A 16,146-nucleotide genomic window follows, 5' to 3' on the forward strand; every position below is an offset into this window, starting at 1 on the left:
GGGAACAGCGAGACAGACGAGACCCCGCAGGCACGAAGTGGCGAGGAGGCTCAGGCGTAGATGAGCGGAAAGCGAAGTGCTTGGAACGGAAATCAACAACCAAGTTTAACAGAGCTATATAAAAGAAGTTATGAACTGAAATGTGATATGTTTCACTTTTTTTAAAAACAGAATTTGCTATAGTTACGATAGACAGAATTGTCTTAAAAGGCTACATTAATAGGGAGCATTGTCATGTCAGGAGTGAAAGTCATGAAACTTTTTTTGCCAAAACAGCATGGAGCTTGGGCTATGCTGATTATCCCCTATTGGTTAGGTGTTGCTGCGTCTGAATTTATGTGGCAGCATATCCCCTTCTTTATTGGCTGGACACTCATGTATCTGGGAACATATCCATTTCTCCTGATTTTCAAGGGAAAGAAAGTCCCTTTTCACACGAAATGGACGTTATTTTATATGGTTCCAGGGCTGTTGCTGCTGTTGATTCCGCTGTTCGCAAGACCGAGCATTATTTGGTTTGGATTATTGATGCTGCCGTTATTTTCATTAAATATTTACTTTTCCTATACCAATAACGATCGGGCGCTGATGAATGATTTTCTGGCCATCTTCATATTTTCGATTACAGGTTTGGCTAGCAGCTATTTAGCAAAAGGCGGTATAGAAGAGATTGACATAAAATTATTTATGTTAAATTTCTTGTTTTTTGCCGGCTGTACTTTTTATGTGAAAACGATGATCAGGGAGAAAAAAAGCGAAGTATACAAATGGATTTCCTTTTCTTATCATGTTCTTGTTCCGCTCATCTTGCTTGCCGACCGTCAATGGATTGCTGCAGCAGCCCTTTTACCGAGTCTCATTAGAGCATTTTATCTTTATGGTAAGTCCTATAGCATAAAAAAAATAGGTATTATCGAAATTGTAAACGCTGCGATATTTTTTATCCTGATACTGACAGGGCTTCTAACCGTGGTATAGGGAAGCAAATAATAAAACGGTTTGGTCAAAAAGACCAAACCGTTTTATTATTGTCCAGCTCCAGCGCTTCCGCTTTTCTTAGTTAATATTACATATATCAATGGGGCAGTTTTCACAGTTGATTTCAGTTTTCAAGTATTCCATATCGTGAATCGTAATGATCCCTTTTTTAACTGAAAGAGCATTTTGCTTGCGTAAGTCGCTTAACAGCCGATTGACAACTTCACGGGAAGTTCCACAAAAGTTAGCCAGCTCTTGGTTAGTCAAAGGTAAATTTATGAGAATGCCTTCAGGGTTTTCTAAACCATAGCTGTTTGCCAGACGAATCAGCGTAGAATACAGCGCCCCTTTTTTGCCGTGAAGGACTAAATCGCGAAATTTTGTTTGTGATTTTCTATGCTGTAAATTCAGCCATTTCATAAATTCGAGCGCTAATTCGCTGTCCTCTTCAAGTTTTTGTTCCAACTCTTCTTTGAAGAGTACGGCAACTGTGCCGCCTTCAATAACCTTCGCATTAAGCATATATTTTGCAGCCGGCTGGAATAAGGACAGTTCTCCGACCAAGTCCCCTGAAGAACACAAGCGAATAGTGAGTTCCCGCCCGTCTTCCACCATTTTACTTACTTGAATCATCCCGCTTTGAATAATATATAATTCAGATGCTGCCAGTCCTTCTTGATATAGGTAAGTACCTCTTTCGATTTGACGAATATGGTGAACAGACTGAAGAATTTGGGAAAGACCATTTGAAATATTGGATAAAGTGATCATGACATGCTCACCTCTTCTATGGTTAATAAACCACCCATTGTTATATTGGTAAAACAAAAGAGTGATACGTGTTATTATATAATATAATAAGGGGAAAATTAATATGTAAAATAATACTATCACTATAGTGTTATATCTGTAAAGTATTAAAGGAGGCAAATGACCACTGCTTCGAGGTTTCTTTTTCACGGTGATTTTATAAGGTTACAATGAAAAAAAGATTGATTTTATAATACTTAGTTTTTATAATAGTAGGAGCATAAGTTATATTTATTAAATATAATGAGTAAATATTCAATAGAAGTTTTTACGGAGGTGGAAGGAAATGAAGGTTGCAGTTATAGGTACAACAGGATATGGTGGTGTTGAACTGCTTAGGATATTACAAAGGCATTCTGTATTTCATATTCAATCCATCCACTCGTCAAGAGGCGAAGCACCGATTTGGGAAGAATATCCCCATTTATATCAATTAAATAATCAAACACTGGAGACAATTGAGCCGGAAAAAATTGCCGCAGAGGCAGATCTTGTTTTTCTTGCAACTCCATCAGGTGTTTCAGGTCAACTTGCTGCCCAATTTGCCGGGATGGATATTAAGGTTATTGATTTATCAGGTGATTTACGTTTAAAGAATCAAGATGATTATGTGAAATGGTATAAACGTGAAGCGGCACCACAGCATGCTATTGATAAAGCAGTTTACGGATTAAGCGAATGGAACCGCGAGCAGATTGCCGGCGCAGATTGGATCTCCAATCCTGGATGTTATGCAACTTCTGCACTCTTAGGATTAGCGCCTGTCGTAAAGGAAAAACTAATCAATCCGGCAGCGATTATTGTAGATGCAAAGTCAGGAACATCCGGTGCAGGCCGAAAACCGACAAGAATGAATATGTACGCAGAAATGAGCGAAAATTTTCAAATATATAAAGTAAACGAACATCAGCATATTCCTGAAATAGAGCAGCAGCTCATGGAGTGGAATGAAGATATTAAGCCAATCACTTTTTCCACACATTTACTGCCAATTTCCAGAGGGATTATGGCCACGATTTATGTGCAGCTGCAAAAAGAGCTCAACATTGCGCAGTTGAATCAACTTTATCAGGAACATTATCAAAATGCTCCATTTGTCCGTGTTTATCCGGAAGGACACTACCCATCGATTAAGGGTGTGAGCGGATCGAATTACTGTGATATTGGTTTGCATCTAGATGTAAGGACGGGCAGATTAACCATTGTTTCGGTGATCGACAATTTAATGAAAGGGGCTGCCGGTCAGGCGGTTCAAAATGCAAATATTATGTACGGATTGGATGAAACAACAGGAATTGATTTCATCCCAATGTATCCATAATAAAAATGATTATATGCCGCAAAATAGTCATGATTGCTTTAGGCAATGAAAGATAGATGTTAAAGGGAGGAACCATCAGTGCATGCACTATCAAATACAAAGGAAGTAAGGGAAGTTACAGATGGCAGCTTTTTATCGCCGAAAGGTTTCAAGGCTGCCGGAGTCGAGGCCGGAATTAAAGGAAACAAAAAAGATATCGGCTTGATCGTGAGTGAAGTACCGGCCGTTTGTGCAGCTGTTTATACAACGAATCAATTCCAGGCGGCCCCTTTAAAAGTTACGCAAGAAAGTATTGCGAAAGAAGGTCGTATTCAGGCTGTCGTTGTGAATAGCGGCTGTGCCAATGCATGCACTGGTGAACAGGGACTTAAGGATGCCTATGAAACAAGAAAGATGGTTGCAGATAAATTCTCCCTGCAGGAACATCTTGTTGCAGTAGCTTCTACAGGAGTTATTGGGGTGAACCTGCCTATGGAAAAAATCACAAAAGGAATTGAACAATTGAATCCCGGCTCTTCTGCTGCGGCTGCGGCTGATTTTCAGCATGCCATCTTAACAACAGACACAGTCATGAAAACATGCTGTTATTCTGCAGTTATCGATGGAAAGACGGTAACAATGGGCGGTACATGCAAAGGATCGGGGATGATTCATCCGAATATGGCAACGATGCTGGGGTATATCACGACAGATGCCTTGGTTGATCAGGCGGCCTTACAGCTGGCATTAAGAAATGTAACGGAAAAATCATTTAATCAAATCACGGTTGATGGAGATACATCTACAAATGATACGGTAATAGTCTTAGCAAATGGTATGGCTGAAAATAAAACATTGAATGCGGCTCATCCGGAATGGGACGTATTTATGGAACTCCTAACAAAAACAAGTGAGAGCCTGGCGAAACAAATCGCTAAAGACGGAGAAGGCGCAACGAAGCTGATTGAAGTGGAAGTACGAGGCGCGCAAGATTCCCTAGATGCAAGAATGATGGCGAAACAAATAGTAGGTTCAAGTTTAGTCAAAACGGCGGTTTACGGTGCCGATGCAAACTGGGGAAGAATCATCAGCTCAATCGGTCAGACGAAAGGCGCAATCAATCCGGCTGCAGTTGATATTGCCATTGGTCCAATCGTGATGTTGAAAAACAGTGAACCAGCTGCTTTTTCAGAGGAAGAGGCATTGGAATATCTCAAAGGGGATTTTGTCCAAATATTTGTCGATTTACACAATGGCGATGCATCAGGAAAAGCATGGGGCTGCGATTTATCCTATGATTATATAAAAATCAACGCAAGCTACCGAACATAATAAGAGAGATGAGCACAATGAAAAAAATATTAATCAAATGCGGGGGCAGCGTTCTTGATGAGCTGACTCCCGACTTTTTTAATTCTTTGAAGGAATTGCAAGCGAGTGAATACCAATTGATATTCGTTCATGGCGGCGGTCCTGATATCAATAAAATGCTTTCCCTGTATCAGGTTGAACCGGAATTCCATAACGGATTACGAAAAACAACAAAAGAAACGCTTGAAATTGTTGAGTTAGTCCTCTCCGGGCAAACAAACCGGAAGCTGGTTGGAAAACTAACGGAAAATGGTCTTCATGCCGTCGGATTAAATGGCAGTGACGGCGGTTGTTTGCAGGGCAAGCTGATCGATGAAGCTGCTTTAGGATTTGTCGGAGAAATTACTGCTGTGAATGATAAGGTGATTTCTATCCTTATGGAAGAGGGTTTTATTCCCGTTATTACCCCTATCGCTGTCAATGAGGAAGGACAGAAACTGAATATCAATGCTGACTATGCTGCTGCTGCAGTAGCAGGCGCTGTAGCAGCTGAAACTTGCATCTTTGTAACGGATGTGCCAGGGATCATGGTAAATGGTGAAGTGGTTCCGCAAATGACCAAAGCAGAGGTTGAAGTCTATCTGGAGGACGGTACCATATACGGTGGGATGATTCCAAAGGTAACATCAGCCCTGTCTGCACTTGACAAAGGTCTTGAAAGTGTCATGATTGTATCGGGAAAAACTTCCTTTTTTACCGGAACGGAATGGAAGGGTACGAATATTATTGGAAAAGAGATGAAAAACAATGAGTAATCTGTTCCCAACATATGCAAGATGGGAAGTGGAGCCTGAGCGGGCTGAAGGCAGTTATTTATATGGAAAAGACGGTAAGAAGTATTTAGATTTTACATCCGGTATCGGGGTATGTAATCTTGGACACCGTCCCGCAGCTGTTGAAGAGGCTGTCCAAGCGCAATTGAAAAAGTTCTGGCATGTTTCCAATTTATTTCCTGTTGGAATTCAAGAGACAGCTGCTGAAAAGTTAGCAAAAGCAGCTGGATTGGACCTAGTATTCTTTGCCAACAGCGGTGCAGAGGCGAATGAAGCAGCGATCAAGCTTGCAAGAAAAGCAACAGGACGAAAAAAGATCATTACCTTTTTCCAATCTTTTCATGGACGTACGTATGCAACCATGTCTGCAACTGGACAGGATAAAATAAAAACAGGTTATGGTCCAATGCTTGAAACCTTTACCTATGTTCCTTTTAACGACTTGAAAGGTTTAGAAGCAGAAATGAGTAATGAGGTCGCAGCTGTAATGCTTGAGGTCATACAGGGTGAAGGCGGACTGCATCCGGCTGATTCTGACTTTTTAAAGGGTGTTGAAAACCTATGCAAAAAGCATGGTGCTCTTTTCGTTATTGATGAGGTTCAAACGGGGAATGGACGTACTGGTAAACCATTTGCATTCCAGCATTATGGATTGAATCCGGATATTGTTTCTACTGCAAAAGGTTTGGGCAGTGGTTTTCCAATCGGGGCGATTATTGGGAAAGAAAGCTTAAAGGAGTTTTTCGGACCAGGGTCCCATGGTACAACTTTCGGAGGGAATCCACTAGCAGTTTCAGCTGCTATTGCGACGATGGATATCATTTTTAATGAGGAATTTTTAGCGAATGTTAATCAAAAGGCTGATTTCTTAAAGAGCTGTCTGAAGGAAAATTTACAATCGCTTTCTATCGTCAATGAAATTAGAGGCCTTGGTTTGATGATTGGAATTGAAATCAATCAAAGTGCTGCACCTATTCTTGCCGATTTAAGAGCTGCTGGTTTTATTGCCCTTTCAGCAGGAGAGCAAGTGATAAGACTGCTTCCGCCGTTAACGGTCACGGAAGATGAGCTGCAGCAGGCCGTTGAAATCATTGCCAATATCTTAAAGGAAAAGGTGAAAACAGCCTAATTTATTAGGCTGTATAATTTTTCAGTTGACTGCATAAATATTAGTTTAGTACAATAAATATACAATTCAACATGCAATGGGGTGTAGGGGATGAAAGGCTATTTACAGCTGAAAAGCGGTGATTGTTTTCACGGCAAGTGGTTAACGGATGCACCTAACGGAGAAGTTAAGGGTGAAATTGTATTTTTTACTGGGATGACAGGCTATCAAGAGGTATTAACGGACCCTTCCTATAAAGATCAAATTATTGTCTTCACCTATCCTTTAATAGGTAATTATGGAATAAATGAAGTCAACTTTGAAAGTGAAAAACCGCACGTTGCCGGGGTAATCGTGTATGAAGCAAAACAAACAGCCTACCATTATGAAGCGAAATTTACATTAGTCGATTATTTGCAAAAATGGGGCATTCCAATGCTTGGCCATATTGATACCCGGGCAGTTGTGAAAAAAATCCGCAACGATGGTTCAATGCCGGCAGTGATGACCAATCAAATAATGGAGAAGGAACAGCAAATCGAACTTTTGCAGGATATAAAGGTAAGCAAGGTGGCATCTTTAAGACCACAGAGCTACGGTGACGGAGATCATCATATTGTATTAGTCGATTATGGAACGAAACACTCCATTATAAAAAGTTTAGTCAAGCGCGGCTGTAAAGTAACTGTTGTACCAAACGGAATGTCTTTTGATGAGATTCAGCATTTAAAGCCTGATGGCATTCTTCTATCTAATGGACCTGGGGATCCAAAAGACTTGATGGCAGAATTGCCGACAGTTAAAAAGTTAATCAGGCACTATCCGACACTGGGGATTTGCCTTGGACATCAACTTGCATCGTTGGCTCTCGGAGCAAACACGAAAAAGTTAACATTCGGACACCGCGGGGCCAATCATCCTGTAACAGACTTGCAATCAGGCAGAGTATTTATGACCTCGCAAAACCATAGCTATGTTGTAGAACAAAATAGCCTGAAGGGGACAGGACTGAGTGTGCGATTCACCAATCTTCATGATCAATCCATTGAAGGTCTGGAACACAATGTGTATTCACTGCAGACGGTTCAATTCCATCCGGAAGCACACCCAGGACCAGGTGAAAGTGATTATATTTTTGATGAATTTATAGAAACAGTAAAAGATAACAACGGGAGAGTAATTGCATATGCCTAAAGATACAACCATCCATTCTATCCTTGTTATCGGCTCCGGGCCGATTGTCATCGGCCAGGCAGCTGAATTTGACTATGCAGGAACTCAAGCCTGCATGGCATTAAAAGAAGATGGTTATGAAGTCATTTTAGTGAACGATAATCCAGCAACGATCATGACGGATCACAGCTTTGCTGATCGCATATATTTTGAACCGCTAACCTCAGATGTTTTGAAGAAAATCATTGCAAAGGAAAAACCTGATGGCCTTCTGGCAACACTAGGAGGACAAACAGGTTTAAACTTAGCTTTTGAATTAAGCGAAAAGGGCATTCTAAACAAATACGGTGTCAAACTTCTCGGTAGTTCGATTGAATCCATTAAAAGGGGAGAGGATCGGGAAGCCTTTCGTCAATTAATGTATGAACTAAATGAACCTGTTCCTGAAAGTACAATCGTTCACACAATGGAGGAGGCTAAAAGCTTCGCGAAAGAAATCGGCTTTCCGATTATTGTGCGCCCGGCCTATACATTAGGCGGAACGGGCGGCGGTATTGCGGACACAATGGAAGAACTGCAAAAATTAGTGACGAGCGGATTAAAGGAAAGTGCCATTCACCAGTGTTTAATTGAAAAAAGCATTGCAGGATATAAAGAGATTGAATATGAAGTAATGAGAGATGCAAACAACACTTGTATTACGATTTGTAATATGGAGAACATTGATCCAGTCGGGATACACACTGGTGATTCAATCGTTGTTGCCCCATCCCAAACCTTAACGGATGAAGAATATCAAATGCTCCGTTCGGCATCCATTAAAATAATTTCTGCCCTTGAAATTATCGGCGGCTGCAACATTCAATTTGCCCTTGATCCGAAAAGTAAAAATTATTATTTAATTGAAGTAAACCCGCGGGTCAGCCGTTCATCGGCACTGGCATCAAAGGCAACAGGTTATCCCATTGCCCGGATGGCAGCAAAATTATCAACAGGTTATTTACTGAATGAAATCATTAATCCTGTGACAGGAGATACGTTTGCCAGCTTTGAGCCTGCTCTCGATTATGTAGTGGCAAAAATACCAAAATGGCCTTTTGATAAATTCCCATCCCTTGAACGGAAACTTGGTACACAAATGAAGGCAACTGGTGAAGTCATGGGAATCGACCGGAATTTAGAGCGTTCATTATTGAAAGCCATTCATTCCCTCGAGGTGAAAGTGAATGACTTGCAGCTCCCAGCGCTGCATGAAATGAGTCTGGAAGATTTGGGGACGAAATTACTCCAGCAGACAGATGAGCGCTTCTTTATTCTTTTTGAGCTGCTGAGAAGAGGAGTAACGATCGAAGAGCTGCATGTCCAAACGGGAATTGATTTATATTTCCTTCATTGCTTTAAAGGAATGGTTGCACAGGAGCAGGAGATATTAAATGCAAGTCTCAACACTGTGACAAAAGAACAGTTGCAGGAATGGAAGGAAAAAGGCTTCAGCGACCAATTTCTCGCTAGTGTGTGGAGTGTTGCAGAGAGCGACGTCCGCAAAAAACGAAAGGATTTATCTATTCTTCCTGTATACAAAATGGTTGATACTTGCGCGGCAGAATTTGAAGCAAAATCGAATTATTTTTACTCCAGCTATTTCGGTGAAAATGAGCAGATTCCTAGCACAAAAAGAAAAGTAGCCATTATCGGGAGCGGCCCAATTCGAATCGGCCAGGGGATTGAATTTGATTATTGCTCCGTGCATGGCGTTCGCGCTTTGAAGCAGGAAAATGTTGAAACGATTTTAATTAATAATAATCCTGAAACCGTAAGTACAGATTTTGCAACGGCTGACCGTCTTTATTTTGAACCTTTAATCCTTGAAACCATCTTAAACATTCTTGAAACAGAAGGAATTTCAGAGGTAATTATTCAGCTGGGCGGACAAACAGCGCTTAATCTGGCAAAACAGTTAGAGGAAAACGGTATCACTTTACTTGGCACGGATTCACATACGATTGATGTGCTGGAAGATCGCAATTTGTTTTACCAAATGCTTGATAGTTTAAATATTCCTCATATACAAGGGGATATCGCCTATAATGCAGAGCAGATTGTTTCATTAGTGGAGCAGATTGGCTATCCTGTCCTGATTCGTCCATCATACGTGATTGGGGGAAAGGGTATGGAGCGAATTAATGATGAAGCTGATTTATCCATATACTTACAAAATAGCGATATTCCTTATCCGGTGCTTGTCGACCAATTTATGCAGGCAGCGGAAGCAGAACTTGATTTAGTAGCAGACGGTACTAATATTTGTGTTCCAGCTATGATGGAGCATGTGGAAAAGACTGGTGTCCACTCAGGTGACAGCCTTTCTATTTTACCTGCGGCAAACTTAACAAAAAATGCTAAAATAAAGATGAAACAATTTGCTGAAATGATTGTCCAAAAAGTAGCCTATAAAGGACTCATGAATATTCAATATATTGTTGATGGGGATGATGTCTATCTTCTTGAGGTCAATCCGCGCGCCAGCCGTACAGTACCAATTGTAAGCAAAGTAACGGGTGTTCCTCTGGTACAGCTTGCGACAAAAATATTGCTTGGGAAATATTCATTGTCGAAGGAAGAAATTGAATTAGACACACATATCCCGTATGTATGTGTCAAGTTCCCTGTGTTTTCAAACTATGCATTAAAAGGACTTGATTCAAAAGTCAGTCCGGAAATGCGCTCAACGGGTGAAGGGATTTCAATTGCGGCGTCATATGAAGAAGCATTACGAAAAGCATTTCATGTTTCATTAAAGAAAAAATCCGGGCATATCGTTCTCGTAAGTACAATGGATAATCTGGAAAAGGCGGATGAGTTTGCCGCTAAAGCCGGTGTTCAGCTTGTTTTGGCTGAGGATCCTGAGAAGGAATTGGCAGATTCGGAAACAGTAGCTTATTACAATCCCAACGGACTGGATGAAGCGAAGTACTTCCGCTCTTTGGCGACAAGAAATCGCGTCATTACGTTTACTGAAAAAGAAAGCCTAATCGCCTTTCTAACCGCATTAACAATTAAAGATTTTACAGTACATTCTATTGAGGAATGGCATAATTTGCTAAAAAGGGACGTGGATGCAGTATGATCACAACTACTGAGAAAGAACTCAATCTAGTAGAGCTAAATCTAAAAGGAAAAGATTTTTTAACGTTGGCCGATTTTTCTGAAGCGGAAATTTTGGGCTTATTGGAAAATGCGAAGAAAATCAAAGAGGCTCTTCGTAAAGGGATAGCATTCCAGCCATTACAAGGGAAAAATCTTGGTATGATCTTTGAAAAGTCTTCTACAAGAACCCGTGTTTCATTTGAAACAGGTATGCTTCAATTAGGAGGACATGCTTTGTTCTTGAGCAGCAATGATTTACAGATCGGCAGAGGTGAACCAATCTCTGACACAGCACAGGTTTTATCAGAATACTTAGATGGAATTATGATTCGTACCTTTGAACATGAAAAAGTGGAAGAGCTGGCAAAGTATGCATCGATTCCTGTTATTAACGGATTAACAGACATGTTCCATCCATGCCAGGTATTGGCTGACCTTTTAACCATTCAAGAATGTAAAGGGAAAGTAAAAGGATTAAAGATGGCTTATATTGGTGACGGAAATAATATGGCGCACTCATTGATGATCGGAGCAGCGAAAGTTGGAATGGATATTTCTATTTCTTCACCAAATGGATATAAACCAAATGAAGAAGTAGTGAAGAGAGCAGAAGGTTTTGCAAAAGAAAGCGGCTCTACCATTGTGATCACAGAGAATCCAGTGGAAGCAGTGACCGATGCAGATATCATCTATACAGATGTATGGGCAAGTATGGGACAAGAAGAAGAAAGTCAAGCCCGTATCCAAGCCTTTGCTGCTAACTATCAAGTAAATGAAGAACTTGCAAAGCATGCGAAAGACGACTATATTTTCCTTCATTGCTTACCTGCACACCGCGGTGAAGAAGTAGCAGCTGAAATTATAGACGGCAGCCATTCTGTTATCTTCCAGGAAGCAGGCAACAGAATGCATGCGCAAAAGGCATTATTAGTAGAGGTACTAAAATAACTTAAAGGGATTTTTGTTTAGAATGGCGGGGCTTAGAGGGTTCGTGAAGCTTTGCTTCACTCTTGTGTTGGCTGAGTTTTGCACGCAGGGGTTTTATTGGTTTCGTTTGCGGCTCTTCGAGCCTCTTTAAACCCGCACTTTCCTTATGAAGTGCGGGTTTTTATATACCATGTTCCACACAACCTTCCTGTCTTCATTTTTCTCTCATGAACCATGTAAATTGGAGCATAATAAGAAGGATAAATGACAAAGGGGGATTTAGTGTATGGGACAAAATCGTCAATTTAAGCCCGGTCAGAAAGCACCGAATAACGGCATCTACACTGAGATTGGTGAAACAGGAAGCACTGTAAACAATCCACAAAGATTGAAGCTTAAAGCCGGAGACGTATTTCCGGAAAATTCTAATCATAATCGTGTCTGGACATATCAAAGAAAACCATAATAAACTTTGCGGCCGCCCGGGACAAGGGCGGTCTTTTGCTTGCAATGGAAGGTCTGTTAAAGAAGTGTTTCGCTTTTATTTTTTATAAAAGGAGGGTATAATAAATTTAAAGGTCAAAGAAGGTCAAAGGAGGGGTTGAAATGGATATGAATCAAATGACGGAAAAGGTGCAGCAGGCGATTATGAACGCTCAATCGATCGCTATACGCGAAGAGCACCAGGAAGTCGATGAGGTTCATTTATTTCTCTCGATGCTGGAAGATGGCGACAGTTTGCTGGTCTCGATTCTTGGAAAAACCAATCTAAAGCTTACTGATATTAAGGATGAACTGCAGCGGATTCTGCTGAAGAAACCTCGTGTATCCGGCAGCGGTGCAGAGAAGGGGAAGCTCTATATTACTAGTCAGTTGCAGCGGATCTTGGCTGAATCAGAGACCATTATGAAGCGTTTTTCCGATGAGTACCTTTCGGTTGAACACATTATTCTTGCGGCTGTCTCGCTGCCGTCTGAGTTTGGCAGATATTTAATGAGTAAAGGGCAAAATCTGCAAGTCCTATTGAAAAGCGTACAAGAAATTAGGGGGAATCAACGAGTGACTTCACAAAATCCAGAAGGTACTTATGAGGCATTGAAAAAGTACGGCAGAGATTTGGTGGCAGAGGTACGGTCCGGAAAAATTGATCCTGTGATTGGCAGAGATAGTGAAATCCGTCACGTAATTCGGATATTATCAAGAAAAACGAAAAATAATCCTGTCCTAATTGGGGAACCGGGTGTAGGGAAAACGGCTATTGTTGAAGGGTTGGCATGGCGGATTGTCCGCAAAGATGTACCGGAGGGGCTAAAGGATAAAACGATCTTTTCCCTTGATATGAGTTCCTTAATAGCCGGTGCCAAATTCCGCGGTGAATTTGAAGAAAGATTAAAAGCAGTCTTACATGAAGTGAAGAAAAGCAATGGACAGATATTACTATTTATTGATGAAATTCACACGATTGTTGGTGCCGGAAAAACGGAAGGTGCGATGGATGCTGGCAATATGTTAAAACCGATGCTGGCACGCGGTGAACTTCATTGTATCGGGGCGACAACACTTGATGAATACCGGAAATATATAGAAAAGGACCCTGCGCTGGAAAGGCGCTTTCAGCAGGTGCTTGTGCAGGAACCGGATGTTGAGGATACGATTTCAATTTTAAGGGGACTGAAAGAACGCTTTGAGATTCATCATGGTGTTAATATTCATGACCGGGCATTGGTAGCGGCAGCAACACTTTCCGATCGTTATATTTCCGATCGTTTTTTACCGGATAAGGCGATTGATTTAATGGATGAGGCCTGTGCGATGATTCGGACTGAAATTGATTCAATGCCTTCCGAGCTGGATGAAGTGACGAGGAGAGTGATGCAGCTTGAAATTGAAGAGGCTGCACTTGCCAAGGAAACAGATGATGCAAGTAAAGAAAGACTTCAATCGTTGCAAAAGGAATTAGCCAACTTAAGGGAGCAGGCCAATGCCATGAAAGCAAAATGGCAGCTGGAAAAAGAGGGCATTCAAAAGGTGCAGGAAAAACGTGAGCTGCTGGAAAAATTACGCCGTGAATTGGAAAAGGCGGAAAATGATTATGATTTAAATAAAGCTGCCGAACTGCGCCACGGACGGATTCCCGCTTTGGAGAAAGAATTAAAGCAAATGGAAGCGGAAATTAATCAGGTCCAGGGTGAAAGATTACTGCGGGAAGAAGTAACGGAGGATGAGATTGCCGACATTGTGGCCCGCTGGACTGGAATTCCGGTAGTCAAGCTTGTTGAAGGGGAAAGAGAAAAGCTCCTCAGGCTTGAAAGTATTTTACATGAGCGGGTAGTCGGACAGGATGAAGCTGTCGGGCTTGTGTCAGATGCAGTTTTAAGGGCAAGAGCCGGGATAAAGGATCCGCGCCGGCCGATTGGTTCTTTCATTTTCCTTGGACCTACAGGAGTGGGGAAAACAGAACTGGCGAAAACCTTAGCGCAAAGCTTATTTGATAGTGAAGAACAAATCATTCGTATCGATATGTCTGAATATATGGAGAAGCATGCTGTTTCAAGATTAATTGGGGCACCGCCGGGGTATGTCGGATATGAAGAAGGCGGACAATTGACAGAAGCAGTTAGAAGAAAGCCGTATTCTGTTATTCTCCTGGATGAAATTGAAAAAGCGCATCCAGAGGTATTTAATATTTTGCTGCAAATGCTGGATGACGGCCGGATAACTGATTCGCAGGGACGAACTGTGGATTTTAAAAATACCGTTATTATTATGACATCCAATATCGGATCGCAATTTTTACTTGACCGTCATGAGGGAGAGGAAGAGATCGACCCTGAAACAAGAGATCTGGTCCTGGGGCAGCTAAGAAATCACTTCCGGCCTGAGTTTCTCAACAGGGTTGATGAGATCATTCTTTTCAAGCCATTAACTTTAAAGAATATTAAAGATATCGTAGTCAAGTTAATGAGAGAATTGCAGGCAAGATTACAAGAGCAGCAGATTAAATTAGCGATTGATGACGAAGCAAAGGAGTACCTCGCTCAGCATGGGTTTGATCCGGTATACGGCGCACGCCCGCTTAAAAGATTCATCCAAAAAAATGTGGAGACAAAGCTGGCACGTGCCATCATTGCAGGAGAAATTCGTGATAACCAGGAAGTCACCATTATCGTCGAAAATGATAAAATTGCACTTGCCATTCATTAACAGCAGGCATACGAAAATAAAAAGGCTGACCCGTTATGACTGGGTCAGCCTTTTACCTTGCATCATTAGTGTGCAGCATGATCACTTTTTGAATCTTCCGGCAGAACGACCGAAATAAGCAAGATCACGATAACAGCCACAACCGTTAGGATGCCTGCTGTTGTTAAGTTGAACGCAATACCTGACATGGAACCAACAACATATGTAAGCATTGCCGCTAAAAGAAATGTCCAGAAAAGAGCCCAAAAGAATCGCATTGAATTCACCTCTCGCATTATAATATCCTTATTAATCTTAGCATATTAGCTTTAAATAATAAATCTTATTCTGAACACTTTTCTGCTTAAGTCAGATAATGCTGAGTATTCTTTTACCCAAATTTGCTTTGTCGAATTTTCGCCATTATCGTGCCCGTACGAAAAATTCCCTGTAAAAATTTATCAGCAGAATCTTCCATATAGGCAGGCTCCCATTCATTTTATCTAAGTCCACATACATTAATTAATGATAAGTATTTTTTATAGAAGGAAGAAATTTTTTTAGGGAAAGTGCTGTTATGATTTCAATTCATTCAAGGAGGGAGAGCCAATGAAGAGCCGGAACTTTCGTTTAGATACCGAATGGAACATCATTCATTATCCCGAAAAACCCCAGGGTTTCGGTATCCTGATCATTGGGGATGAAAGACATTTTGTTGATGAGAATACTAGCTTTTGGCTGCAGAATGAAGGGAAAAAGATCCTCATTAACAATCTTCGCGAAGCAGGATATACGATATTTTATAGTAATCTATTTGGAAGAAATTGGGGAAGCGATAATGCCGCAAAAATGACTAAACGGCTTTATGAATATGTTATGCGCATGGAAATATTAAACGAAAAGGTGCATATTATTGCAGAAGGAATGGGGGCATTAGTCGCTCTCAAATTATTAGAGGAAATGAAATCATCGATTCGCTCTTGTTTTCTTATCAACCCGATATTTTCATTAAAACACCATTTGGAACTTGAAAAGGACCGTAAGTTTTTTTATAAAAGGCTGGTAAAAGAACTGGAACAATCTTATGAAATGAAGGTCCAGGAATTAATGAGCAAACTTAAGGAAACGGATGATTATCCTTGTATCAGTACGGCTGTGCCAATGAAAATTATTCATGTACTGGCTGGAAATCGGGGCTACAAACAGTCAAGATTTTTAAATGAATTATCGGCAAAATGGGAAGATGCCAAAAAGCCCTTTTCAGTGTGTTACATGGTCCCGGAGAAAAAACAGCAAATTTCACAGCAAATGATTCGTTTTTTTAAAGCACATGAGGATATTTGATGCAGGAACTCGAATATTTAATGAAGAAATAA

The 16,146-nt window shown here is 41.0% G+C and carries 13 protein-coding genes; 11 read left to right on the forward strand and 2 right to left on the reverse strand.

The window, feature by feature from the left end; genetic code table 11:
- Positions 1-252 precede the first annotated feature (252 nt).
- Positions 253-978 (forward strand): YwiC-like family protein, encoded by a 726-nt coding sequence (locus HNR53_RS00640; RefSeq protein WP_184521487.1) that lies wholly within the window; start codon positions 253-255, stop codon positions 976-978.
- 78 nt (positions 979-1,056) lie between these two features.
- Here HNR53_RS00640 and HNR53_RS00645 read toward each other — a convergent pair whose 3' ends face one another.
- Complete coding sequence (locus HNR53_RS00645; protein ID WP_184521489.1) at positions 1,057-1,749, reverse strand: Crp/Fnr family transcriptional regulator; 693 nt, start codon at positions 1,747-1,749, stop codon at positions 1,057-1,059.
- A gap of 325 nt (positions 1,750-2,074) precedes the next feature.
- Here HNR53_RS00645 and argC point away from each other — a divergent pair, with 325 nt between their 5' ends.
- From argC to clpB, 9 genes are all read left to right on the forward strand, one after another.
- Entirely contained in the window at positions 2,075-3,109 is a 1,035-nt protein-coding gene (gene argC / locus HNR53_RS00650) for an N-acetyl-gamma-glutamyl-phosphate reductase (RefSeq protein WP_184521490.1), read from the forward strand.
- Positions 3,110-3,187: 78 nt separating this feature from the next.
- Complete coding sequence (gene argJ / locus HNR53_RS00655; protein ID WP_184521492.1) at positions 3,188-4,420, forward strand: bifunctional ornithine acetyltransferase/N-acetylglutamate synthase; 1,233 nt, start codon at positions 3,188-3,190, stop codon at positions 4,418-4,420.
- Between the two features lie 17 nt (positions 4,421-4,437).
- Positions 4,438-5,214 (forward strand): acetylglutamate kinase, encoded by a 777-nt coding sequence (argB, locus tag HNR53_RS00660; protein WP_184521494.1) that lies wholly within the window; start codon positions 4,438-4,440, stop codon positions 5,212-5,214.
- Positions 5,207-6,361, forward strand: a complete 1,155-nt coding sequence (gene argD / locus HNR53_RS00665; protein ID WP_184521496.1) for an acetylornithine transaminase — start codon at positions 5,207-5,209, stop codon at positions 6,359-6,361. Before argB ends, argD begins: the two co-directional genes overlap by 8 nt.
- A gap of 90 nt (positions 6,362-6,451) precedes the next feature.
- On the forward strand, positions 6,452-7,534 hold the full coding sequence (locus HNR53_RS00670; RefSeq protein WP_184521498.1) for a carbamoyl phosphate synthase small subunit: 1,083 nt from the start codon (positions 6,452-6,454) through the stop codon (positions 7,532-7,534).
- A complete protein-coding gene (carB, locus tag HNR53_RS00675; protein WP_184521499.1) occupies positions 7,527-10,640 on the forward strand; it encodes a carbamoyl-phosphate synthase (glutamine-hydrolyzing) large subunit in 3,114 nt (1,037 codons plus the stop codon). Before HNR53_RS00670 ends, carB begins: the two co-directional genes overlap by 8 nt.
- Entirely contained in the window at positions 10,637-11,608 is a 972-nt protein-coding gene (argF, locus tag HNR53_RS00680; RefSeq protein ID WP_184521501.1) for an ornithine carbamoyltransferase, read from the forward strand. Before carB ends, argF begins: the two co-directional genes overlap by 4 nt.
- A 265-nt stretch (positions 11,609-11,873) precedes the next feature.
- A complete protein-coding gene (locus tag HNR53_RS00685; protein ID WP_184521503.1) occupies positions 11,874-12,053 on the forward strand; it encodes a YjzC family protein in 180 nt (59 codons plus the stop codon).
- A 140-nt stretch (positions 12,054-12,193) separates the two neighbouring features.
- On the forward strand, positions 12,194-14,791 hold the full coding sequence (clpB, locus tag HNR53_RS00690; RefSeq protein ID WP_184521505.1) for an ATP-dependent chaperone ClpB: 2,598 nt from the start codon (positions 12,194-12,196) through the stop codon (positions 14,789-14,791).
- 65 nt (positions 14,792-14,856) lie between these two features.
- Here the strand turns inward: clpB and HNR53_RS00695 are convergent, their stop codons facing one another.
- Positions 14,857-15,048 carry a YjzD family protein gene (locus HNR53_RS00695; RefSeq protein WP_184521507.1) on the reverse strand — a complete coding sequence of 64 codons (192 nt, stop codon included), beginning with the start codon at positions 15,046-15,048 and terminating at the stop codon, positions 14,857-14,859.
- Positions 15,049-15,379: 331 nt separating this feature from the next.
- Between HNR53_RS00695 and HNR53_RS00700 the strand changes: the two genes are divergently transcribed.
- Positions 15,380-16,114, forward strand: coding sequence for an alpha/beta hydrolase family protein (locus HNR53_RS00700; protein ID WP_184521509.1), 735 nt, complete (start codon positions 15,380-15,382; stop codon positions 16,112-16,114).
- The last annotated feature ends 32 nt before the right edge of the window (positions 16,115-16,146 follow it).

The organism is Bacillus benzoevorans (assembly GCF_014207535.1).
GTDB lineage: Bacteria > Bacillota > Bacilli > Bacillales > Cytobacillaceae > Bacillus_BD > Bacillus_BD benzoevorans.